We start from the raw sequence: 21,354 nt of genomic DNA on the forward strand, positions 1-21,354 counted from the left end.
AGCCGGCCAACAAGTGCTTGCCACAGACAGGACGACAATATAGCATTTGAACAAATGCACAAGATATGAACATTTGTGCATCGCAAAACGAAGCGGTTCGGGAGGAACGCGTGCGGGTTGCCAAAGCCAGACGTTTCGTCGTTTCGGATCACCCGCTGCCCTGGCTGCTGCCGCTGGTGGCGATCCTGCTTGTCTTCACGGTCTACCCCCTGATCTACAACATCTGGCTGAGCTTCCATGAGTTCGTCCCGCGCCGACGGGCGCTCGAATTCGTCGGAACGGAAAACTGGGTGCAGCTCTGGAACGACACGCGGTTCTGGCAGTCGCTCGTCATCACCTTCACCTATTTCGCCATCGCACTGGTCTTTGAACTGGTGCTCGGCATGGCGATCGCGCTGCTCCTCGACAGCGACGGCTTCGGTTTGGGATTCTTGCGCGGCGTCCTGACAATGACGCTTGTCATCCCGCCGGCCATCGTCGGCATGATGTATCTGCTGATGGAGGACCCGCAGTTCGGGGTGATCAGCTACCTCCTGCAGTCGATCGGCCTGCTCAATCCGAACAACCCTATCCTCGCCACGGCGTCGACCGCGCTAGCCGGCGTTCTCGTCGCGGAAATCTGGCAGTGGACGCCGTTCATGGTCCTCATCTTCCTTGCCGGTCTCAGGGCGCTGCCGCCGGAGCCTTACGAGGCCGCAATGATCGACGGCGCGTCGTCGTTCCAGATTTTCCGGCGCATCACCCTGCCGATGATGTCGAAGGTGATCGCGATCGCCGTGCTGGTCCGCGGCATCGATCTCTTCCGCGTCTTCGATTATGTCTTCGTCATGACGTCCGGCGGGCCGGGAGCGTCGACCTACTCGCTGTCCCTCTATGCATGGCAGCAGACGTTCAGCTTCGTAAAATGGGGCTATGGAGCCACGCTCAGTCTCGTCACTCTGGTGATCATCCTGGTCATTGCCAATCTCTTCATCCGTATCGCCAAGGTGAGATGGTAAAATGAACGGCTCCTTCTCAACGCGCATGCTTCGCACCATCGCCGCCTGGGTTGTGGTCGCAGTCTTCTTCTTTCCGATCTACTACTGGACGTCGGTGGCGTTCAAACACGGCAATGACATCTTCAACCGGCCGCCGAAACTGATCGCCTTCACGCCGACCTTCGACAATTTCCAGAAGGTGTTCGGGATTTCGCTGGGCAGCGGCGGCATCACCGTGACGCCGGGCGGCGGCAACTTCTACATGGCGCCTCGCGTCTGGGATTCGATCGTGATCGCGACGCTGTCGACCGTGCTCGCCGTCGCCATCGCCACGCTTGCCGCCTATGCCCTATCGCGAATGAACTTCCGCGGCCGGCACAGTTTTGTCGGATGGGTGTTGTCGACGCGCATGATGCCACCCGTCGCGGTCGCGGTTCCGATGTTCTTCATCTACAAGAATTTCGGTCTCATCGACACCTATACCGGCATGGTGCTGATCCACGCGCTGATGAACCTGCCGCTCGCCGTCCTACTGATGAAGAGCTTCTTCGACGACATTCCGTCGGAGATCGACGAGAGCGCCATTGTCGATGGCGCCAGCCGCTTCATGATCTTCCGGCGGATCGTGCTGCCGATGGCCAAGGGCGGCATCGCCGCCACGGCGGTCCTCTGCTTCATCTTCAGCTGGACCGAATTCCTGTTTGCGCTGACCCTGACCACCACGTCTGTCAAGACCGTGCCTGTCGTCTCGTCGACCTTCGTCACCTCGATCGGCACCGCTTGGGGCAACATGGCCGCGCTTGGCGCCGCATCCATCATTCCCGCTTTCATCTTCATTCTATTGGTTCAAAAGCACCTCGTGCGCGGTCTCACGATGGGATCGTTGAAACAATAGATGGGAGGCTCGAATTCGCAGCCTTGTGAAAATCGCGAATTAAACCGGAGGAGTAGACAATGAAAGACAGCATCAGAAAGGCGCATCTTGCCTCTGTCACCGATCGCTTCGTTCGCGGACAGATGGACCGGCGCTCGTTTCTTCGCGCAGCAAGCATTCTCGGCCTCGGCGCCGGCGCGCTCGGCATGGGCCTGGGACGACGTCCGTTCTACGGCATCAGCCAGGCATCGGCTCAGGAACAGGAACTGAAGCCCAGCGCCGAAATCACCAAGTGGCTCTCGGATGTCGGCAAGCCCTTTGCCGGAACGACCCTTCGTCTCGCCACCGAATCGACGCCGCCGTCGAATGCCATCGCCACGCAGCTCAAGCAGTATTTCGAGGAGGCTACCGGCATCAAGGTCGAGATCGAAGTTCTGCCGCTCGAGCAGGTGCTGCAGAAGCTGACGCTCGACGTGGCGTCGAGCCTGGGCACTTACGACCTCTACTATATCGACCAGAGCTGGGCGGCGAGCTTCAGCCAGGACGTCTTCGATCCGCGCGAGCAGCTCAAGAACGCTGATCTGGCAATGCCGAACTACAACATCGACGACTTCCTGAAGCCGCTCGTCGACGGTATCGCCATGTACGAGGACCGCATGGTCGGCGTGCCCTATGACATCCCGATCTTCATCATGCAGTACCGCAAGGACGTCTGGGACGAGCTCAAGCTGCCGCCTCCGGCCACGCTGGACGATTTGCTGAAGGCGTCTGCGGCGATCACCGACGCCAAGGGCCCGAACATGTACGGCACCAGCGGCCAGATGAAATCGGGCCATTACAGCCTCGAATGCGATTGGACGGCGTGGCTTTGGGGCCATGGCGGTTCGATTTTCGGCCCCGACGGCAAATTCACCGGCAATGACGAAGCTGGCTTGGCCGCCATGGCCTACTGGGACAAGCTCAAGGCGACGATGCCGCCCGGCGTCGACGGCTGGACATGGGATGGCGAGGGCCAGTCGGTCGGCCAGGGCGTCGCCGCCTCGATGCTGTCTTGGGGCGAATTCTTCCCGTTCTTCGACGATCCCAAAGCTTCCAAGGTCTCCGGTCTGATGGAAGCGATGGTTCCACCGAAACCTGCCGCCACGCTACGCACGGTCGAACAGACCGGATTCGGCGAAATTCCAGGCGTTGGTCACCAGGGCGGTTCTTCGCTCGCGGTGTCGAAATACTCGAAGAGCCCAGACGCCGCCTGGATTTTCATGCAGTGGGCGACCTCAGCCGATACCCAGGCGCTGATAACCGTTCTTGGCGGCGGTACGGGGCCAACGCGCACCAGCGTCTATGATGATCCGCGCGTGCTGGCCAATGCGCGTGTCGGCGCCGGCACGACCCGCCATTTGCCGGTCGTGCGCGACACCATCGCCAACTACATGGGATCCGAGCCCGACCTGCCGGCGTGGGCAGAACTCTCAAGCGATATGATCCCGGTTGCGCTGGGCAAATACTTCGCCGGCCAGTCGGGCTCGGCCAAGGAGTCGCTTGACGCCCTGAAAACGCAGGTCGACGATCTCGTCGCCAAGGGCTGAGTGTTCCAGGGTGGCGGCCTTGGGCCGCCACCCCGGGTATCGCCAATTCCCATGAGGAAAAACAATGGCTGGAAAACAGCTCGTAGCAGTGACAGGGGCCAGTTCTGGTATCGGCGAAGCGGTCGCCAAGGTGTTTTCGCGCGCCGGCCATCCTGTTCTCATGATGGCCCGCCGTCTGGAGCGCATGGAGGCGCTGAACCTGCCTGACAGTATGGCCCGGCAGGTTGATGTCCGGGACCGCGCCGCAATTGCGGCCGCCGTGAAGGAGGCGGAAGCCGAATACGGACCGGTCGACATGCTCTTTGCCAATGCCGGCATCGCGCGTCTTGCCGATATAGGCCGCCAGCCGCCCGAGGAATGGGACGAGATGATCGACATCAACACGAAGGGCGTGCTGAATTCGGTCCACGCCGTGATGGCGGGCATGATGGCGCGCCGTCATGGAACGCTGTTCATGATGAGTTCGATCGCTGGCCGGAAGGTCTATCCCGATCATACGGTTTACTGCGGGACGAAATTCTTCGTTCACGCCGTGTCGGAGTCGCTGCGCGACTATCTTTCCGACTATGACGTCCGCGTGGTCGTGCTTTCGCCCGGGGTGATCGAAACCGAAGTTCTGAGCGGCGTCCTCGATCCGCAGACGCTCGCCAACTACAAGGCAAACAAGCTCAAGATCGGTGGCGGGATCGGGCCCGAGCACGTCGCTGACCTTATGCTGCACACCTACCAGATGCCACAGAACGCCCTCGTGCAGGAAATCGTTATCACGCCGACAAGGCAGAAATATTGACGACCCGAATCCGGGCTTCTGGAGAGAGCGAATGGCTACCGTAGAATATAGGAACATCGCCAAGAATTTCGGGCATGTCGAGGTGATGAAGGACGTCTCCTTCGGCATTGCCGACCGCGAATTCGTCGTGCTTCTTGGGCCGTCGGGCTGCGGAAAGACCACGCTCCTGCGCATGACAGCAGGGCTCGAGAGCGTGACCAACGGCGATCTGTTGATCGGCGACAGGCGGGTCAATGACGTTCACCCGCGCGATCGCGATATCGCGATGGTGTTCCAGAACTACGCGCTTTATCCGACAATGAAGGTGTTCGACAATATCGGCTTCAGTCTCGAAGTGGCGAAAGTGCCAAAGGCGGAGATCAGGAAGAAGGTCGAATGGGCGGCGGAAATCCTGAATCTCACGCCCTACCTCGGGCGCTATCCCAAGGAACTGTCGGGTGGCCAGCGCCAGCGCGTCGCCATGGGCCGCGCCATGGTGCGGAATGCCGCCGTCTTCCTTTTCGACGAACCGCTCTCCAATCTCGACGCGAAGCTGCGCACGCATATGCGCGTGGAAATCCGCCAACTCCACAATCGTCTCGGCACGACCACGATCTACGTCACCCATGACCAGATCGAGGCGATGACGATGGCTGACAAGATCGTGCTGATGCACGCCGGCAGGATCATGCAGATCGGCACGCCCGACGAGGTCTATGAGCGCCCGAACTCGAAATATGTCGCTGATTTCATCGGCTCGCCGTCGATGAATTTCATCGCTGGCGCTGTCGAGACCGCGGGCGGCAGTCCTCACTTCGTCGCCGAAGGCGTGTCGATCGGCCTCTCACCGGAGATCAAGGCGAAGCCAGGCCAAAAGGTCATCATGGGCGTCCGGCCGCACGATCTCGGCATTTCGGATGCGGGTGAGATCAAGGGCGAGGTCGTGCTGTCCGAAACGACCGGCGCGGATGTTCAGATCCATTTGCGCGTGGCGGGATATGACGCTGTCGCCGTGGTGCCGCGTGACGAGCGCCGCAACGCCGGCGCCGCGATCAATCTTTCGGTACTGCCGGGCAAGGTGCACCTCTTCGATGCGGCCACGGAACTGCGTGTCGCCTGAGGAGATCAGCGATAAAGGCGTCGATGTGACCCGGCAGCGTGCGCGCTGCTCAGCCCTTTAGGCGGAGATAGTCAGCCAAGGCCACTGCGTTGTTATGCATGTCGTCCTGGGCGCCGTAGAGCAGCGTCACCCGGCCATTGTCGAGGAGGGCGCGCAATTGGCCGACCGCGTCGCTGTTCCTGTCGAGCTCGCCGCGATATCGCTGCTGGAATTCCATCCAGCGCGTCGGCTCGTGGCCGAACCATTTGCGCAATTCATCGCTTGGCGCGACGGTCTTCAGCCATAGCGTCAGCGCAGCGTCTTCTTTGCGGACGCCGCGCGGCCATACGCGGTCTATGAGCACCCGCCGGCCATCGCCAGGCGAGGGCGGCTCGTAGATGCGCTTGACCTTGATATCGAGTTTCATTGCCAACTCCGGGGTTGATCGCCGTGACGGTTTGTTGGCGGCTCCTTACGCCCACTCGCCCTTACGCATAACCGGCACGCGGCTGCCGTCCTTGCCGACGCCGTCGATGTCGATCCTGTCCGAACCGATCATCCAGTCGATATGGATGAAGCTCTTGTTGCCGCCACGCGTCCCGATCTCCTCCTGGCTGAGCGAGGCGCCGTCGACGAAGCACTTCGAATAGCACTGGCCGAGCGCGATGTGGCAGGCGGCGTTCTCGTCGAACAGCGTGTTGAAGAACAGCAGGCCGCTCGCCGAGATCGGCGAGGAATCCGGCACCAGCGCGACCTCGCCGAGCCGGCGCGCACCCTCGTCGGTGTCGAGCACCTTCTTCAGCACGTCCTCGCCCTTCGAAGCCTTTGCCTCGACGATCCTGCCTTCCTCGAAGCGCACCGAGATCTCGTCGATCAGCGTGCCTTGGTAAGACAACGGCTTGGTCGAGGAGACATGTCCCTCGACGCGCCTGGCATGCGGCGTGGTGAAGACCTCCTCGGTCGGGATGTTTGGGTTGCAGGTGATACCGTTCCTGGCGGTCGAAGCGCCGCCCATCCATTCATGGCCGTCCGCCAGCCCGACGGTGAGATCAGTTCCCGGCCCGGTAAAATGCAGCGCGTGGAAATTATGGCCGTTCAGCCATTCGGTGCGGCTGCGAAGAGCCGCATTATGCGCCTCCCAGTTGCCGATCGGGTCCTCCACATCAACCCGTGAGGCGGCAAAGATCGCGTCGGCGAGTTTTGCCACGGCGACGTCGTCCGCATCGCCTGGAAACACCTGCTTGGCCCAGGCCAGGTCGGGATAGGCGACGATGTTCCAGTTGATGTCGAAGCCGGTGATCTTTTCCAACGCCGGCTGATAGGCGATGGAATTCGCCTTGTTGGCACGCGCTACCTTGGCCGGATCCTGTGCCGACAGCAGCGAGGGGTCCTCGCCGCGCACGGCAAGCCGCGCCGCATTGTTGGCGAAGGCCTTCGCCATCCCCTCATAAAGCCAGCCGGCGGCGTGGTCGAAGCCGGCATCGGCCCCGTAGCGGAAGCGCGCCAGCGTCATTTCGTCGTCATTGAAAATGGGCGTCACCAGGCCGGCGCCGGCTCTGTAGGCATGCTCGACGATCCGTCGCGTCAAAGGCAGCGCTGCGATCGACGATGTCAGTACCAGATCCTGCCCCGGCTGCAATTGCAGTCCAACCTTGATGGCGACTTCGGCCAGCCTATCGAGCTTCACCGGGTCGATCGTTGCGGAAACGCCGCGCGAATGTGTGGTCATGATCCTGCCTGTTGCGATGTGGGGTCTGGTTCCTACATAGATCGCCGCCCCTGAGCTTTCCACCGCGATTGCACGGGGCAGGTTCAGTTCGCGCTGGTGTGCGACCCGAATTGCGCCATCGTTGCCGCTGTTTCCTCGCGGATCCAGATCTTGAAATCCCTGACCTTGCGGCTTTCGGTCTTGGCGGCGGAGGTCACCAGCCAGTAGCCCAGCCCGCTTTTGGCGCGGACTCCGAAGGGCGCGACAAGGCGGCCGTCGGCAAGCGCGTCGGCGGCCAGCAATTGCCAGCCGAGCATGACGCCGTGACCGGCGATCGCCGATTCCAAGCAAAGCATCGGGTCGGTGAAGCGCGCGCCTTTGAGGAAGGTGACCGGCTTTACCCCGGCGGCCTCAAACCAGCTTTCCCAAGTGATCATCGACCTTTCGTCGGTGATCGCGCACGTCAAGGCGAGGTCTTCGATCGATTTCAGTTTGTTGGCGATCACCGGAACGCACACCGGGAAGACCTCCTGCGCCAGCAGCAGTTCCGCCCGCCCGCCCGGCCATGTCCCGTCGCCAAGCCGGATGGCGATGTCGATGTCCGAGCGGTCCAGATCGGCAATCCGCACCGAGGCGTCGATGCGCAGCAGCACGTTTGGATGGCGGGCGAAATGCCTGGACAGCCTCGGCAGCAGCCATTTCGAGGCGAAAGCCGGTGCGACCGAAACCACCAGCGTGCATTCGGAGGCCTCGTCGGCGAGCGCTATCGCCTGGGCGAGTTCGCGGAAACCTGCCCCGAGCCGGGCGGTGAAGACGGTGCCGAATTCGGTCAGCACGAGACCGCTTGCCGTTCGTTCGAACAGCGCCTGGCCGAGTTGCTCTTCAGTCCGCTTGACCTGCTGGCTGACGGCACTGGCGGACACGTTGAGTTCGCTCGCCGCAGCCGAAAGCGATCCCAGACGGGCGACGGTTTCCACGGCGCGCAGGCCGTTGAGGTGGACGCGGTTCAGCATGGCCATACAGTTTTTCTAAACCGACACGATTGAAATCTCAATTGAAACATACGGCGGAAGGGCAGATTTTAAGGAAATAGCCAGACCTATCGAGGAAAATCCGATGAAGATTTTATCATTGTTCAGGGGCTTTTCCGTTGCCGGCGCGCGGCAAAGCCGGTCGCATGAAAGTGAGACCACCCGATGGGCGACCGATCCGCTGTCGCATCCTGTGCTCGACACCATGTCGGAGCGCGAACTCGCTGACGTGCCGTTCAGGCTGACGGCCCGGCGCACTGCCTACGAGACGGGCATCACAGGTCGCCTGCGGCTAATGAAACAGATTTAGCGGTCCGGCCCTCTGCGGCGGACACTTGCCAATAGCCGTTGCGAGCCGTCCTGGCCCAACACAAGCGGATTGTTTGACAGGCTCGTGCACCTATTGTGCACTGCAATGAAAGCCGCCTTGCCATCCCCTTTGCGTCTCGCCTTCGCCGGCATGATTGCCCTGGCCGTTGCCATGGGCATCGGACGCTTCGTCTACACGCCGATCCTGCCCGGCATGATGGAGGAACTAGGCCTGTCGCCGGCGGATGCCGGCTGGATCGCATCCGCCAACTATCTCGGCTATCTCATTGGTGCGCTTGCGGCCGTTGGCGGCTGGGCGCACGGTCGTGAGCGCCTGCTGATGCTGGCTGGTCTTGCCGCCACCGCAGTCCTCACCGGGCTGATGGGCCTGGCCGAAACGATGGCGGCTTTTCTCGTCATCCGGTTTCTTGCCGGTCTGGCTAGCGCTTTTGTCTTGGTGTTCATGTCCAGCATCGTTTTCGGCCATCTGGCCGCGGCCGGCCGAAACGACCTGCAGGCGCTGCATTTCGGCGGCGTCGGTCTCGGCATAGCGGCGTCCTCGGCGCTGATGGCAATCCTCGTCACCGCACAAGCCGGTTGGGCGGCGGGCTGGTTCTGGTCCGCCGTGATCTCAGCCGCCGCCTTTGCCCTCGTGGCACTGCTGCTCGGCAGCACTGTGACCGCCAACGGCGCCGATGGTCGCGAACCGGCGCTGCCGAAGGATCGGTCGCTGGTGAAGATCATTGTCGCCTATGGGCTGTTCGGGTTCGGCTATATCGTGACGGCGACATTTCTGGTCGCCATCGTCCGGCAGGGCGGCGGAAGCCGCGTCTTCGAAGCCATGGTCTGGATGGTCACCGGCCTTGCCGGGATTCCCTCGGTCTGGCTTTGGCAGAAGATCGCCGGAAAGATCGGGCTCTACCAGGCTTATGCCTTCGGGTGCCTCGTCGAGGTGGTCGGCGTCACCGCGAGCGTCGCCGTCGGCGGACACATTGGGCCGCTGCTCGGCGGGTTTCTGCTTGGCGGGACCTTCATCGCCATCACCGCGCTCGGCCTGCAGACCGGAAGGCAGCTGGCCCCGCAAGCGCCACGCCGGGTCCTGGCGTTGATGACGGCCTCGTTCGGCCTCGGTCAGATTATCGGTCCGATCGTTGCCGGGCTGCTTGCGCAAGCCTCGGGTGACTTCTTCCTCGCATCGATCATGGCCGCCGCCGTGCTGCTTGTCTCAGGCGCGATCACCTGGTCGGCTGCGCCAAAATCGCCATGATTGTGGTCTTGCTCGGGGCCGGGCACCGCGCACCGGCCATTTTCATTCCGATCGATGTGTGACCTTATGCCCGCTGAACAGCAACGCCGCTGATTTGCGCATCGACCGAGGATTTCCCCACCGTGTTCGTATCCTTCTTCCCGCAGCCGAAGCTGTTCTTCATTTCGGCCGTCGCATGGAGCCTTCTGCTCGTCATCCTGTGGTTCTTGGGCGGCGAACACCTTGGCACGATGCTTGGCATGCCGCCGGTCGATCCGCAGGCGCCTATCATAAGCCCATTGAGATTCCTGGTGCCGTCATTCCTCTGGTTTTACGGGTACTTTTTCGCGGGTATCGCTTTATTTTATCTTTTCTGGGCGGTGTATTCCCCACATCCTTGGCAAAACTGGTCGATCCTTGGCTCCGGCCTGGTCATTTTCGTCACCAATTTCATTGTGCAGATAAGCGTGGCGCTAAATGATTGGCGTGGCATGTTTTACGACATGGTGCAGAAGGCGCTTACCACGCCTGGATCCGTTACGCCGGCCGAGCTTTACTACGGAGTGTGGCAGTTCCTGTCTTTGGCTCTGGTTTATATGAGCATTGCCGTTCTGAATGTTTTCTTCGTCAGGCATTATGTCTTCCGCTGGCGCACGGCGATGAACGATTACTTTACCGCTTATTGGCCGAGGCTGCGCCATATCGAAGGGGCGTCGCAGCGCGTTCAGGACGACACGATGCGGTTCTCCAGCACGATGCAGGGGCTGGGTGTTAACTTCATCGATTCGGTTATGACCCTAATCGCGTTCCTACCCTTGCTGGCATCCCTTTCCGTTCACGTTCAAACTCTCCCCATAGTTGGAGCAATCCCTTATCCGCTGGTCATCGCGGCGATCGCTTGGTCGCTGTTCGGCACGAGCTTGCTAGCCGTGGTCGGCATCAAGCTACCCGGGCTGGAATTTCGTAATCAGCGTGTTGAAGCCGCTCTGCGCAAGGAGCTTGTCCTTGGTGAGGACGATACGGCACGAGCTCAGCCACCAACGCTGGCTGAGCTTTTCAGGAATGTTCGGAAGAACTACTTCACGTTATACGCTCATTATGTCTACTTCGACATGGTTCGCTATCTATATCTCCAAGTTGACAACGTTTTTGCTACCCTCATTCTTGTTCCGACCTTAGCTATTGGTAAGATAACCTTCGGGATTTTTCAGCAAATTGTCACCGCGTTTTCCCAAGTCGCCAGTTCGTTCCAATATCTCGTGAATTCCTGGCCGACCATCGTCGAGCTGATATCCATCTACAAGCGCCTGCGCGCCTTCGAAGCGACGCTGGAAGGCGCGCCACTACCGGAAATCGACCAGGCCTACCTGGAGCGAGAGCGAGCCGGCTTGCGCCCTGAAGATCAGCCGGTGAGCTAGGGGTGGCGGGCGGCGAGCGTTCTAGTCAGCCGCCCACCGACGCCTGCTTTTCGCCGTCACGTCGCCGTGAAACATAGTTGCGATAGCTGATGCACTCGACATCAGCCTTGGTGCAGACCTCGCCGGCAAACCGCTCCAGCGCATTCCAGTAGGCGCCGTCATTCATCAGCGTGAAATGGAAGCCGAGTTCCAGCGGAATGCGTTTGCCCGCATATTGCGTATCGAAGGCGGCGCGGAAAGCGTCATAGGTCCGGTTGGCGAATTCGGCCGCCATGCTCGGCCGCTCGAAACCGCCGGAATGCCTGACATAGAGATTGTAGTCCATCGCGATTACCCGCCTTGTGTCAGGACCTTCCGGGATCTGTGGTAGCGAAAAGCGTGTGATGCCGTCGCGGGTCGGTGGCCGGGCAGGGCCGCGCGACACACCGCTCGCGTCGAACAAATAGCCCGCCCTTGGCAGCGCCTCGTAGAGCGCGTTGTTTGTCGAGAGATAGGGCGCGCGAAAGCCGATCGCCTTGCGCGCGATTTCACGCCAACCGGCCGGTTCGGGCGCAATGCCGTTGATCGAGTAGGCGTTTTCGAGAATGCGCTTGAACGAACCGAACTCGCTCAGCCAGTCGGCCTTGCTCCAGTCCTTGCCGTCGAAATGGCCGCAAGCGTGGCTGCCGATGTCATGACCTTCCGAGACGGCGAGGTCTATCTGCTCGAGCCGGTCAGCGACTTCCTGTTTCGAGGCGGCGAAGCCGATATTGGATTTGCCTGATGTCTTGCCGGGCGCCGTGTATTCCTTGCGCGTCTCCGGCGAGAGCAAGAAGACGCAGGACACGAAATAGGTGAAATGGGCCCCGGTGCGTGCGGCCAGCGCGCGGCTACGCTTCCATTGCGAAATATCGCGGGCGCTGTCGAACGAGATGATGACGGCCTGCTTCGGCTTTACCGGCGCTGGCGGGTCGGCGACAGCAGCGCCCGCCGCAGCAAGCGACGCGATCGAAAACGCAACAGCGCGGGACAAACGAGGCATCAGTGTCTGATCTGGATTTTGAGGGGGGTTCGCGCACCGGCTACCGGCGAAATGTGGCGTGGGTGCGGTCGCCCTTTTCAGTCATCCTTTACATCGCCGTCCGGCAATCAGCCGATTTTCCGGTCGAACCCCTTCCATGCCGGCAAAATTTCGCTAAAACGCGGGCTACCGCATCGGCCTGAAGTGCAGAATTGATTTTCAGGAAGCACGATGCGCAAATTCAAAGTGTTAGAGCGTACTTTCCATGGACGCACGTCGCTCTAAACCGCCCTGAGGCGGGCAGGATGGTTTTGAGATGTCGAACGACAGTTTTATCCGCGAAGTCAACGAAGAGATGCGTCGCGATCAGGCGCATGCGCTGTGGGACCGTTTTGGCCCTGCCTTGCTTGCGCTCGCGGTGCTGGTCGTGGTCGGCACCGCCGCCTTCGTCGGCTATCGCTATTGGGACGAGACCCGCGCCAATCGCTCGGGCGACGCCTTCTCGCAGGCGCTGAAGCTCGCCAATGAAGGCAAGAGCGACGAAGCGCTGGCGGCCCTCGATGCGCTGGAGAAGGATGGCTACGGCGCCTATCCGCTGCTCGCCCGCATGCGGGCGGCAACCGTCAAGGCGGAAAAGGGCGACGTCGCCGCCGCCGTGAAGGACTTCGACGAGGTCGCCGCCGACACGGACATTCCATCAGGCCTTCGCGATATGGCGCGCCTCAGGGCAGCGCTGCTGCTCGTCGACCACGGTTCGTTCGCCGATGTATCGAGCCGCGTCGAGACGCTCACCGCCGACACCAATCCGCTGCGCCATACCGCGCGCGAGGCGCTCGGCCTTGCCGCCTGGAAGGAAGGCAAGGCGACGGACGCACTGAAACTGTTCGACCAGATCGCCTCGGATGACAGCGCCCCGCGCAACGCACGCGAGCGGGCCACGTTGATGTCGGAACTGATCCGTGGGTCGGGCGGCGTGTCGTAATGCATCGACATGCTGGCAGATGTAGGGCCGCATGACGTTCAAAGTCGCCATCATCGGCCGGCCTAACGTCGGCAAATCAACCCTTTTCAATCGTCTGGTGGGAAGGAAGCTGGCGCTTGTCGACGACACGCCGGGCGTCACCCGCGACCGTCGCGTCCATGCCGCCAAGCTCTACGATCTGCATTTCGACGTCATCGACACCGCCGGCTTCGAGGATGCTGCTGCTTCGACGCTGCCGGGCCGCATGCGCGCCCAGACCGAGATCGCCATCCGCGAAGCCGACCTGATCTTTTTCACCATCGATGCCAAGTCCGGGCTGATGCCTGACGACAAGACCTTCGCCGAAATCGTGCGCAAGTCCGGCAAGCCGGTTGTCGTGGTCGCCAACAAGGCCGAGGCGCGCGGCGCCCAGGGCGGCATGCTGGAGGCCTGGGAACTCGGCCTTGGCGAGCCGATCCCGGTCTCGGCCGAACACGGCCAGGGCCTGCCCGATTTGCGCGATGCGGTGATATCAGCACTGGGCGAGGCGCGCGCCTTCGGCGAAGAAGAAGCGGATGCCGACGAGGAGGCCGCAGCCAGCGAGGTGCTGATCGGCGAGGACATCACCGATCCGGATGCCGAGCCGAGCTATGACGATACCAAACCGATGCGCATCGCCGTCGTCGGCCGTCCGAACGCCGGCAAATCGACGCTGATCAATGCGCTGATCGGCGAGGAGCGGCTCCTGACCGGGCCGGAGGCTGGCATCACCCGCGATTCCATCTCCGTCGACTGGGACTGGCATGGCCGCCGTCTGAAACTGTTCGACACCGCCGGCATGCGCCGCAAGGCCCGGATTCACGAAAAGCTGGAAGTCATGTCGGTGCAGGACGGCTTGCGCGCCATTCGCTTTGCCGAGATCGTCATCATCGTGCTCGACGCCACCATTCCCTTCGAGAAGCAGGATCTCCAGATCGCCGACCTGATCATCCGCGAGGGCCGCGCGCCGGTGATCGCCTTCAACAAATGGGACATGATCGACCATCCCCAGGAACTCCTGGCGGAACTGCGCGAGAAGACCGAGCGGCTGTTGCCGCAGGCGCGCGGCATGCAGGCGGTGCCGGTCTCGGCCGAGACCGGGCGCGGCCTCGACAAGCTGATGGATGCCGTCATCAAGACGCACAGAGTGTGGAACAGCCGCGTCTCGACCGGCAAGCTCAACCGCTGGCTGGAAGGCATCCTGGCGCATCATCCGCCGCCTGCCGTCGCCGGTCGCCGGCTGAAGATCAAATATGTCACCCAGGCCAAGACGCGCCCGCCGGGCTTCGTCGTGTCCTGCTCGCGGCCGGACGCGATGCCGCAATCCTATGTTCGCTATCTCTCCAACAGCCTGCGCGAAGCCTTCGACATGCCCGGCGTGCCGATCCGCATCGCCTTGCGCACCTCGGAAAATCCGTTCGCCGGCAAGGCGAAGAAACGCCGCTGAGCGCCGCGTCTTCTGGGCGTCCGCATTCAGGTCACGCTCTTTTGGCCGCTCGCGAGAAGCGACGCGCTAATGGGCGGTGTAGGCTCCGTCCACCAGATGGTAGCTCCCGGTGATAAAGCTGGCTTGATCGGACAACAGGAAGCACACAAGAGCCGCTACCTCTTCCGGTTTGCCGCGTCTGCCCATCGGCTGAAGGGCTGCCATGCGCCGCGTGGCTAATACCTCCACTTGCTCCGATAGAAGAGGCGTTTCGATCCAGCCGGGGCCGACGACATTGATCCGGATGCCCATCCTCGCATATTCGATCGCCGCAACCTTGGTCAGTCCAACGACCCCGTGTTTCGCTGCCGTGTAAGCGGACGCAGTCGGCAAGCCGACGGAACCGAGAACGGAGGACATGTTCACGATGGCGCCTCCGCCTCGATCCAACATGGCGGCGATTTCGTACTTCATGCTGTAGAAAACGCCATTTAGATTGACGTTTATCAGCTTGTGCCAGTTGTCGAGCGGATAGTCTGCCGTTGCTTTTCGAATGCCGTCGATACCTGCATTGTTTACGGCCATATCCAGTCCGCCGCATTTCTGGACAGTGAACTCGATCAGCTTTTCGACGGCTGCCGCATCCGTGACATCGACCGCAAAGTCGTAGGCCCTGCCTCCTTGCGCGTTTATTTCGGCGGCCATGCAGTGCGCGGCCTCGGCATCAAGATCGGCGACAACAACCTCGGCTCCTTCTTGCGCGAGTTGCCGTGAAACAGCCGCTCCTATTCCGGAGCCTGCGCCGGTCACAATCGCGACTTTCCCATGGAAGTCAGCCTTCATGGTCCCTGTCCTATGCCCATTGTGACATAACCGAACAGAGGCAGACGGTTAGCGCAAGAAGTTTCGCTCCAATTCGCTTGTCAATCCTGTGAATTCATTTTGCCACCGCACAGCGAGACTTGGCCCGCAGGCCCTGGAATGGTAGAGACAAGGGTGGGGTAGATTGACCAGGTTTCCTAGCAGGTAAAAATGGAAGAACACCACATTGCGCGCCGCGGGCTCGTGCTGGGTAGTCTGGCTCTGATGGTCTCCGGATGTACGTCGACATTACGACAGGTGACGGAGCCGATTTCATCCGCGTTCGGACCAAGAAGTGGCCTCAGTCCTCGTTACCGACGGCAGCATGTGCGGTACGACGGAAACGAGCCGGCTGGAACGATCGTCGTCGATACGTCGCAACGTTTTCTCTATGCCGTCGAGGGCGACGGGTGGGCGACGCGCTACGGCGTCGGCGTCGGCGAGCAGGGACTTTCGTTCAAGGGTACAGCGACCGTCGCCCGCAAGGCGGACTGGCCGTCGTGGACACCCACCGCCAACATGATGAGGCGCAAGCCGCGCCTGGTGAAGTATGCAGGGGGGGTCCCTGGCGGACCAAACAACCCGCTTGGTGCGCGTGCCCTTTATCTCTATCGCAACGGGCGCGACACCCACTTCCGGATACATGGTACAAACGAGCCATGGACGATAGGCACAGCGGTATCGAACGGGTGCATCCGTTTGCTCAATGACGACATCATTGACCTCTACGACCGTACTCCTTTGGGCACGACGGTGGTGGTTGTTTGATGGTGGGCGGGCATGATCTCCGTTGGATGGTGCGCTCTGCCGGCACGTCACCGCAAAGGTGCCGCCTGCAGCCGGGCGCCGACTGTGTCATTTCTGCACTAGGCGTTGGTGTAGATCGCAGCTAACTTGGTGGGGCTGCATATCTTTTTATTTGTGGCGATTCTATTGGCTGTTCCGCCCCTGGGGAAAGGATTGCTTGATGAACAGGATGTTGATTGTAATGGTTGCTACCCTCGCCGTTACCAGCCTGAGCGGCTGCGCGAACGGGATCGGTAAAGGAAAGGGGAAGGCTCCTCCGCCGGAACCCGTTGCCGTAGAAGAGCCCGTGATTAAATAAGCACCGGCTTTCGGAGATTTGGGGAAGGGCCGCCAGGCCCTTCCCCATCGATATGCAGGGGCCAAGGCCGGATTCGCAGCCTGCCTGCGGCTGGCCGGCATAGGCTGGCACTAGGTCTGCGGTCCTCGGAGTTCTGGATGAGATGACGCTTGTAAGTGGCCGTTCAACAATTGTGGCCCTGCTCGCGCTTGTCGCCGCGTCGTGTCAATCGCAGGACAACAAGCCCCAGCCGACTTTTGTGTCCAATGATCGGGCACTAAGAACCGCGGCGATGCCGGCGCGCGCGGCCCAACAGCATTTCATCGAGTTCCGCTCCCGGTACGCCCTTACCTACGGCCATTCCTACGTGATTTTTGGACGATTGAACCAGGCGGGACGGATGGTCAACCCCGAAGTCGCGGGGCTCGCTCCGAAGTCCGATGATCCCAACGTCTATGTTCTCGGCCATGTGGCGCCCGTGCCAGCCTCGACCGGGTGGACGGACGGCGACCTGGAAGATGCCTACCGGTCGGCAAGCTGGCGCGTTTTACTTACCGAAGCCGAATATAGGAAAGTCGTCGCGAGCATACGCAAACTGCAGGCTAGCTCTCCGCTTTGGCACGCCTCGCTCTACAACTGCAACGCATTCGTAGCGGACATTGCCAGATCCATGGGGTATAAGACCCCCGGTACCTGGCTGCGGCCGCAACAATTCATAACCAAGCTTCGGGAGATGAACGGGGGTTGAAATGCGATTGGCAAAACCCGCTTCCGCGCCTCATTCGCCCGGTTAAGTCCGAAAGGAACGCGCTCTGAATGTCTATCGGTCGACAACTCGGACGGTGACGTCGTTGCGACAGCTTGTCGTGGTCCCAGATCGAGAAAAGGCTCCGGTGACCTGAAGTGACCATTGCTGTAGCCTCACTTGGCGAGATCATATGGGTGATCGGCATCGTTGCTTGGTACGTGATCCGGTATCCCTTCGAGCGCCGGGCAAGGCGCGTTCGAATTATAGCTGGCGGCCGCTCAAGTTCCGACACTGTGGGGCTTGCATCGGCTCTCCTTGGCCTCGCGATCTTGCCTGGCTTCTATGTCGCCACCGGCATCCCCGCAGCGGCTGACCATCCGGCCAGCGCGTGGTCCGTGGCGCTCGGAACCATCATCTTCTGCTCCGCGCTGTGGATTTTTCGTCTATCCCACAAGGAACTTGGCCGTAACTGGTCGATTACGCTCGAGATTCGCGAACGGCATGAACTGGTCAGCGCCGGGCCATATGCCTTGGTCCGTCACCCGATGTACACCTCGTTCCTGCTTATGGGGCTCGGCCAGGCCTTTCTGCTGCCGAACTGGGTTGCGGGCATATCCGGTTTGATCGGTTTCGCAGTGCTTTTCCTGCTGAGAGTGGATAAGGAAGAGCGTATGATGCTGGAGAATTTCGGCTCGCAATACCGTGCCTATATGGAAAAGACCAAGCGAATAGTCCCTTATCTTTACTAGAGGTCTTTTGATGCGAGGCCGAGCCCTCAAGCTTTCGGCGCCCCGGCGCCTTGTTGGCGATGTGATGAGGTTTTCGATCGGCGTGCCACGGATCGCGGTGCAGCGTCAGATGAACCTCGGCTCACTCGTAAGGGCTAGAATGGCGCAGCAGACCAGGCCCTCATGGACCGCGATCTTCCTGAAGGGATACGCGCTTCTCGCCCAAGAGGTGCCGGAGCTACGACGCGCCTATGTCAAGTTGCCCTGGCCGCAGCTTTACGAGTATCCGGCAAGCGTAGCCTCGATTGCCCATGAGCGCGAATATAATGGCGAGCCGGCCGTTCTGCTGAGCTGCATCAAGTGCCCGGAGCGCTACTCTATCACGCAACTTGAGGAATCCATCCACGCGGCTCGATCACGGCCGATCCTGGAGGTCCCGGAGTTCCGGCGTGCCTTGCGGATGGCAGGTGCGCCTGCGCCAGTCAGGTGGTTGCTTATGTGGCTAGGGTTGAACATCGGCCGGCAAAGGGCAAATTACTTCGGTACCTTCCAACTGTCCGTCTATTCTGGTCTCGGTGCGGAATCACTCAACCCGCTGACACCATTGACCACGCTTCTAAACTACGGCCCGATCGAAAAAGACGGATCGGTGAATGTCCGCATCCACTACGATCACCGGGTCATGGATGGAGCGAACGTCGCACGAGCACTGGAGAGATTCGAAAAGATTCTGAATGGCACTGTCGCCAATGAAGTGATGCTGCTCGGCCAAAATGTTGCCGCTCCTGCAAGACAGAGGAACGCAACATGATTTCGCACCGTGAATTCCGGCCAGCCGTCGTCGTGATTGGCGGCTCGGGTGGAATTGGCCGGGCAATTGCGAGCGTCGCTGCACGGGAGCGCGGTGCGGTTGTGCTGGTTGCCCGCTCGCCCGAGGGTTTGGCCGCCGCGGCGGCTGAGGTTCGGGAGGGGGGTGGCGAGGCATTCACGCTCGAGTTGGATCTCGTGGCAGGCGATGCGCCAACGCGTCTAGAGGACTTTCTGTCCGCACACGGCCTGGTCTGTGATGTCCTGGTCAACAGCGCCGGCTATGGCCTGCGGGGCGCGGCGACGGCGCTGCCTATTAATGGTCAACTCGGCATCATCGATCTCAACATACATTCCCTCACAGAACTGACCCTCCATTTTCTGCCGGCAATGGTGGCGCGCCGACGGGGTGGGGTGCTCAATCTCAGTTCCGTCGCCGGGTTCATTCCCGGGCCATATATGGCTCTGTACTTCGCTAGCAAAGGTTTCGTGCGCTTCTTCTCAGAGGCGCTTCATCAGGAGTTGCGCCGAACCGGCGTGACGGTCACATGCGTGGCACCAGGTCCGGTGTCGACCGAGTTTCTCGCAAGGTCAGGCGCCTATCAGACGGTCCTCTTCAACATCTTGCCCAAGGTGGATCCGGAGTATGTGGCCGAACGTGCGTGGCGAGGGTTCAAATCCGGCCGTCGCCTCGTCGTACCGGGTATCTCGGCCAAGTTGGCTGCCCTTGCGGCGGCGCTCCTGCCTTCCGCAGCGATGCTGCCCCTAGTCGGCCGGCTGCAACGCGGCGGCAATGATCCATGTCCTTGCGGTTCAGGTATGAAGTTCAAGAAATGCTGCGGTGCCCGCCAGATCCAGCTACGCCGCGGCCCTCGGGGAATTATCCCCTGACCATCCTGGCGCATCATCCGCCGCCCGCAGTGGCGGGGCGCCGGCTGAAGATCAAATATGTCACGCAGACTCGCCCGCCAGGCTTCGTCGTCTCCTGCTCACGGCCGCACGCGATGCCGCAATCTTATGTCCGCTATCTCTCGAACAGCCTGCGCGAAGTCTTCGACATGCCAGGTGTGTCGATCCCATCGCCTTGCGCACCTCGGAAAATCCGTTCGCCGGCAAGCGAAAAAACGCCGCTCAGCGTCTCGTCCTCAAGCCACGTTCTTCAGCTTTCATGCCTCGCATTTTCGGGCTTGTCGTCATTTGGTCGTGACCGCGTCTGGCTGGCTGCGGCTTATTGCGCGCTGATCGCCTGGCCGATCTTTCTTCGGCCCGAACATGGCCGCAAAAGCGCCTGACTTCAGATCGACAGGGGGATGGACAGGGAAAACACGATCCAACCTGTTAACGCCCCATCAAGGTTAATGCATCAATGTGCCTCTCCAGTGGGGTCAGTTGCGTTTCTGGAGAGTTCCGTGCATCGACGTGTTCTGAAGCGGCTTGTCGCTGTCGCCGGTGAGAAAAAACGTTCCTTTCTGTCTCCTCTGGTCATTGGACTTGGCATCTGGGTCGGCTTTCCCAATGTCATTGCCTACCAGGACATGACGAGCCTGATTTCGGGGCTCAAGGCGCCAAATGCCCGCTGGAACGCCTATGTCGAGAAATCCGTCGCCGGTTCGGTCCATGCCGCCGAAATGCCTTTCCTCGATTCCGACACCACCGGCTCGCTCTCCGGTTCCGGCGTGCGGTTGCCCGGCGTCGGCGCCGTGTCGTTTCGCGGCAAGGGCAGCGTGGCCAGCACGACGCCCGACGAGGACCGCATCATGCGCGCCGACAAGAAGGGCCGCATCATCATCGTCTCGCCGGTCGCGCCGCCGAAGAACTTTAACGCCGGCTCGATTTTCGAGCGCACCTCCTCGCTGCTTCGCCCGAGCATGGACAGCGGCCTGAAGATGGCTTTCGCCAAGCCCGAGATCAAAGGCAAGGAAATCCAGATTGCCGCCGCGTTTCATCGGCGTGTCGACAAGAAGCCGGATCCTGGGGTGCCGGCCATGCTGGCCGCACTGGTCAACAACGACCGCCCCGACGTCCTGGCGACCGCCTACGCAGCGGCCGCGCCCGACTATGCGCAGGCTTCGCCCTTCGAGGCCTTGCTTAAGGACGAGAAGCCGAACGATGGCCGTTTCATTCCGCCGGTGGCCAAGGGCGATCATTCGTGGATGCAAACTCCGCTGCCGGCGAGCGTCTTCTCCACGCCGGAACAGACTTGCCTCGCCAACGGCATCTATTTCGAGGCGCGCGGTGAATCCGTGCGCGGCCAAGCCGCCGTCGCCCAGGTCATCCTCAATCGCGTTCGCAATCCGGCCTATCCGAACTCGATCTGCGGCGTCGTCTATCAGAACGACAAATGGTTCAACCGTTGCCAGTTTTCCTTCGCTTGCGACGGCAGGAAGAAGCGCATCCAGAGCCCCTCCCACTACAAGACCGCCCAGGATATCGCCATGGCGGTCACTGCCGGCAAGATCTTCATCCCGGAAGTCGGATCGTCGACCCATTACTACGCCAACTACGTCAACCCGGGTTGGGCGCGAACGATGAAAAAAATGACCAAGATCGGCCTGCATATCTTTTACCGCACCTATGGCGGCGGCTGGAGCTGAGCGCTCCGGCAAGGCCCCGGGTGCGGCCGATCGAAGACCCGTCGCCGGAGGGATTCGGTCGCGGCACGCCAACGACGGTAGCGGGCACG

At 61.1% G+C, this 21,354-nt stretch carries 22 protein-coding genes and 1 pseudogene; 18 read left to right on the forward strand and 5 right to left on the reverse strand.

Translation table 11 applies throughout. The features are described 5' to 3' along the window. Window positions 1-110 precede the first annotated feature (110 nt). The 5 genes from CIT31_RS08545 to CIT31_RS08565 all read left to right on the forward strand — a co-directional run bounded on the left by CIT31_RS08545 (window position 111) and on the right by CIT31_RS08565 (window position 5,326). Window positions 111-998 carry a carbohydrate ABC transporter permease gene (locus CIT31_RS08545; protein WP_095518242.1) on the forward strand — a complete coding sequence of 296 codons (888 nt, stop codon included), beginning with the start codon at window positions 111-113 and terminating at the stop codon, window positions 996-998. Between the two features lies 1 nt (window position 999). Then, window positions 1,000-1,872, forward strand: a complete 873-nt coding sequence (locus tag CIT31_RS08550) for a carbohydrate ABC transporter permease (protein ID WP_029355470.1) — start codon at window positions 1,000-1,002, stop codon at window positions 1,870-1,872. 59 nt (window positions 1,873-1,931) lie between these two features. After that, window positions 1,932-3,437, forward strand: a complete 1,506-nt coding sequence (locus CIT31_RS08555) for an ABC transporter substrate-binding protein (protein WP_029355472.1) — start codon at window positions 1,932-1,934, stop codon at window positions 3,435-3,437. A 64-nt stretch (window positions 3,438-3,501) separates the two neighbouring features. Continuing rightward, the gene (locus CIT31_RS08560) at window positions 3,502-4,227 is read left to right on the forward strand and encodes an SDR family oxidoreductase (protein WP_065010114.1); all 726 of its coding nucleotides are present in this window, start codon (window positions 3,502-3,504) and stop codon (window positions 4,225-4,227) included. 31 nt (window positions 4,228-4,258) lie between these two features. Beyond that, on the forward strand, window positions 4,259-5,326 hold the full coding sequence (locus CIT31_RS08565) for an ABC transporter ATP-binding protein (protein WP_095518243.1): 1,068 nt from the start codon (window positions 4,259-4,261) through the stop codon (window positions 5,324-5,326). A gap of 49 nt (window positions 5,327-5,375) precedes the next feature. On the opposite strand, the gene CIT31_RS08570 is transcribed toward CIT31_RS08565, so the two are convergent. The 3 genes from CIT31_RS08570 to CIT31_RS08580 form a co-directional block, all read right to left on the reverse strand. Beyond that, the gene (locus CIT31_RS08570; protein ID WP_095518244.1) at window positions 5,376-5,732 is read right to left on the reverse strand and encodes a DUF488 domain-containing protein; all 357 of its coding nucleotides are present in this window, start codon (window positions 5,730-5,732) and stop codon (window positions 5,376-5,378) included. A gap of 45 nt (window positions 5,733-5,777) precedes the next feature. Next, window positions 5,778-7,034 (reverse strand): aminopeptidase, encoded by a 1,257-nt coding sequence (locus tag CIT31_RS08575; protein ID WP_095518245.1) that lies wholly within the window; start codon window positions 7,032-7,034, stop codon window positions 5,778-5,780. 83 nt (window positions 7,035-7,117) lie between these two features. Then, window positions 7,118-8,032, reverse strand: coding sequence for a LysR substrate-binding domain-containing protein (locus CIT31_RS08580; RefSeq protein WP_095518246.1), 915 nt, complete (start codon window positions 8,030-8,032; stop codon window positions 7,118-7,120). Window positions 8,033-8,129: 97 nt separating this feature from the next. Between CIT31_RS08580 and CIT31_RS08585 the strand changes: the two genes are divergently transcribed. The 3 genes from CIT31_RS08585 to sbmA all read left to right on the forward strand — a co-directional run bounded on the left by CIT31_RS08585 (window position 8,130) and on the right by sbmA (window position 11,017). Further along, window positions 8,130-8,354 (forward strand): hypothetical protein, encoded by a 225-nt coding sequence (locus CIT31_RS08585; protein ID WP_095518247.1) that lies wholly within the window; start codon window positions 8,130-8,132, stop codon window positions 8,352-8,354. A 150-nt stretch (window positions 8,355-8,504) separates the two neighbouring features. Beyond that, a complete protein-coding gene (locus CIT31_RS08590) occupies window positions 8,505-9,620 on the forward strand; it encodes a YbfB/YjiJ family MFS transporter (protein ID WP_165778392.1) in 1,116 nt (371 codons plus the stop codon). A gap of 122 nt (window positions 9,621-9,742) precedes the next feature. After that, complete coding sequence (sbmA, locus tag CIT31_RS08595; protein ID WP_095518249.1) at window positions 9,743-11,017, forward strand: peptide antibiotic transporter SbmA; 1,275 nt, start codon at window positions 9,743-9,745, stop codon at window positions 11,015-11,017. 25 nt (window positions 11,018-11,042) lie between these two features. Here sbmA and CIT31_RS08600 read toward each other — a convergent pair whose 3' ends face one another. Continuing rightward, entirely contained in the window at window positions 11,043-12,038 is a 996-nt protein-coding gene (locus CIT31_RS08600) for a polysaccharide deacetylase family protein (protein ID WP_095518250.1), read from the reverse strand. Between the two features lie 295 nt (window positions 12,039-12,333). On the opposite strand from CIT31_RS08600, the gene CIT31_RS08605 reads away from it, so the two are divergent. Together CIT31_RS08605 and der are read left to right on the forward strand one after the other, a co-directional pair. Further along, complete coding sequence (locus CIT31_RS08605; protein WP_095518251.1) at window positions 12,334-12,999, forward strand: tetratricopeptide repeat protein; 666 nt, start codon at window positions 12,334-12,336, stop codon at window positions 12,997-12,999. 31 nt (window positions 13,000-13,030) lie between these two features. Beyond that, window positions 13,031-14,464 (forward strand): ribosome biogenesis GTPase Der, encoded by a 1,434-nt coding sequence (gene der / locus CIT31_RS08610; RefSeq protein WP_095518252.1) that lies wholly within the window; start codon window positions 13,031-13,033, stop codon window positions 14,462-14,464. Window positions 14,465-14,530: 66 nt separating this feature from the next. On the opposite strand, the gene CIT31_RS08615 is transcribed toward der, so the two are convergent. Next, on the reverse strand, window positions 14,531-15,286 hold the full coding sequence (locus CIT31_RS08615; RefSeq protein WP_095518253.1) for an SDR family NAD(P)-dependent oxidoreductase: 756 nt from the start codon (window positions 15,284-15,286) through the stop codon (window positions 14,531-14,533). 189 nt (window positions 15,287-15,475) lie between these two features. On the opposite strand from CIT31_RS08615, the gene CIT31_RS08620 reads away from it, so the two are divergent. From CIT31_RS08620 to CIT31_RS08655, 8 genes and pseudogenes are all read left to right on the forward strand, one after another. Further along, entirely contained in the window at window positions 15,476-16,072 is a 597-nt protein-coding gene (locus CIT31_RS08620) for a L,D-transpeptidase (RefSeq protein ID WP_095518254.1), read from the forward strand. Window positions 16,073-16,271: 199 nt separating this feature from the next. Continuing rightward, entirely contained in the window at window positions 16,272-16,409 is a 138-nt protein-coding gene (locus CIT31_RS35005) for an ABC transporter (RefSeq protein ID WP_091596207.1), read from the forward strand. A gap of 142 nt (window positions 16,410-16,551) precedes the next feature. Then, window positions 16,552-17,136, forward strand: coding sequence for a hypothetical protein (locus CIT31_RS08630; RefSeq protein ID WP_095518255.1), 585 nt, complete (start codon window positions 16,552-16,554; stop codon window positions 17,134-17,136). A 161-nt stretch (window positions 17,137-17,297) separates the two neighbouring features. Beyond that, window positions 17,298-17,885 carry a protein-S-isoprenylcysteine O-methyltransferase gene (locus tag CIT31_RS08635; protein ID WP_095518411.1) on the forward strand — a complete coding sequence of 196 codons (588 nt, stop codon included), beginning with the start codon at window positions 17,298-17,300 and terminating at the stop codon, window positions 17,883-17,885. 10 nt (window positions 17,886-17,895) lie between these two features. Then, complete coding sequence (locus tag CIT31_RS08640) at window positions 17,896-18,675, forward strand: hypothetical protein (protein WP_095518256.1); 780 nt, start codon at window positions 17,896-17,898, stop codon at window positions 18,673-18,675. Then, entirely contained in the window at window positions 18,672-19,562 is an 891-nt protein-coding gene (locus tag CIT31_RS08645; protein WP_095518257.1) for an SDR family NAD(P)-dependent oxidoreductase, read from the forward strand. Before CIT31_RS08640 ends, CIT31_RS08645 begins: the two co-directional genes overlap by 4 nt. A gap of 2 nt (window positions 19,563-19,564) precedes the next feature. Further along, window positions 19,565-19,800 (forward strand): annotated as a pseudogene (locus CIT31_RS33375) (ribosome biogenesis GTPase Der); the annotation flags it as partial. Window positions 19,801-20,080: 280 nt separating this feature from the next. Next, on the forward strand, window positions 20,081-21,265 hold the full coding sequence (locus CIT31_RS08655; protein WP_095518258.1) for a cell wall hydrolase: 1,185 nt from the start codon (window positions 20,081-20,083) through the stop codon (window positions 21,263-21,265). The last annotated feature ends 89 nt before the right edge of the window (window positions 21,266-21,354 follow it).

The sequence above is a fragment of the Mesorhizobium wenxiniae genome, from assembly GCF_002284535.1.
In the GTDB taxonomy this organism is placed as follows: Bacteria; Pseudomonadota; Alphaproteobacteria; order Rhizobiales; family Rhizobiaceae; genus Mesorhizobium; species Mesorhizobium wenxiniae.

Coding starts and splice junctions, on each gene's coding strand:
- CIT31_RS08550 (WP_029355470.1), top strand. CDS start 1,000: ATGAACGGCTCCTTCTCAACGCGCATGCTTCGCACCATCGCCGCCTGG.
- CIT31_RS08555 (WP_029355472.1), top strand. CDS start 1,932: ATGAAAGACAGCATCAGAAAGGCGCATCTTGCCTCTGTCACCGATCGC.
- CIT31_RS08560 (WP_065010114.1), top strand. CDS start 3,502: ATGGCTGGAAAACAGCTCGTAGCAGTGACAGGGGCCAGTTCTGGTATC.
- CIT31_RS08565 (WP_095518243.1), top strand. CDS start 4,259: ATGGCTACCGTAGAATATAGGAACATCGCCAAGAATTTCGGGCATGTC.
- CIT31_RS08570 (WP_095518244.1), bottom strand. CDS start 5,732: ATGAAACTCGATATCAAGGTCAAGCGCATCTACGAGCCGCCCTCGCCT.
- CIT31_RS08575 (WP_095518245.1), bottom strand. CDS start 7,034: ATGACCACACATTCGCGCGGCGTTTCCGCAACGATCGACCCGGTGAAG.
- CIT31_RS08580 (WP_095518246.1), bottom strand. CDS start 8,032: ATGGCCATGCTGAACCGCGTCCACCTCAACGGCCTGCGCGCCGTGGAA.
- CIT31_RS08585 (WP_095518247.1), top strand. CDS start 8,130: ATGAAGATTTTATCATTGTTCAGGGGCTTTTCCGTTGCCGGCGCGCGG.
- CIT31_RS08590 (WP_165778392.1), top strand. CDS start 8,505: ATGATTGCCCTGGCCGTTGCCATGGGCATCGGACGCTTCGTCTACACG.
- CIT31_RS08600 (WP_095518250.1), bottom strand. CDS start 12,038: ATGCCTCGTTTGTCCCGCGCTGTTGCGTTTTCGATCGCGTCGCTTGCT.
- CIT31_RS08605 (WP_095518251.1), top strand. CDS start 12,334: ATGTCGAACGACAGTTTTATCCGCGAAGTCAACGAAGAGATGCGTCGC.
- der (WP_095518252.1), top strand. CDS start 13,031: ATGACGTTCAAAGTCGCCATCATCGGCCGGCCTAACGTCGGCAAATCA.
- CIT31_RS08615 (WP_095518253.1), bottom strand. CDS start 15,286: ATGAAGGCTGACTTCCATGGGAAAGTCGCGATTGTGACCGGCGCAGGC.
- CIT31_RS08620 (WP_095518254.1), top strand. CDS start 15,476: ATGGAAGAACACCACATTGCGCGCCGCGGGCTCGTGCTGGGTAGTCTG.
- CIT31_RS35005 (WP_091596207.1), top strand. CDS start 16,272: ATGAACAGGATGTTGATTGTAATGGTTGCTACCCTCGCCGTTACCAGC.
- CIT31_RS08630 (WP_095518255.1), top strand. CDS start 16,552: ATGACGCTTGTAAGTGGCCGTTCAACAATTGTGGCCCTGCTCGCGCTT.
- CIT31_RS08640 (WP_095518256.1), top strand. CDS start 17,896: ATGCGAGGCCGAGCCCTCAAGCTTTCGGCGCCCCGGCGCCTTGTTGGC.
- CIT31_RS08645 (WP_095518257.1), top strand. CDS start 18,672: ATGATTTCGCACCGTGAATTCCGGCCAGCCGTCGTCGTGATTGGCGGC.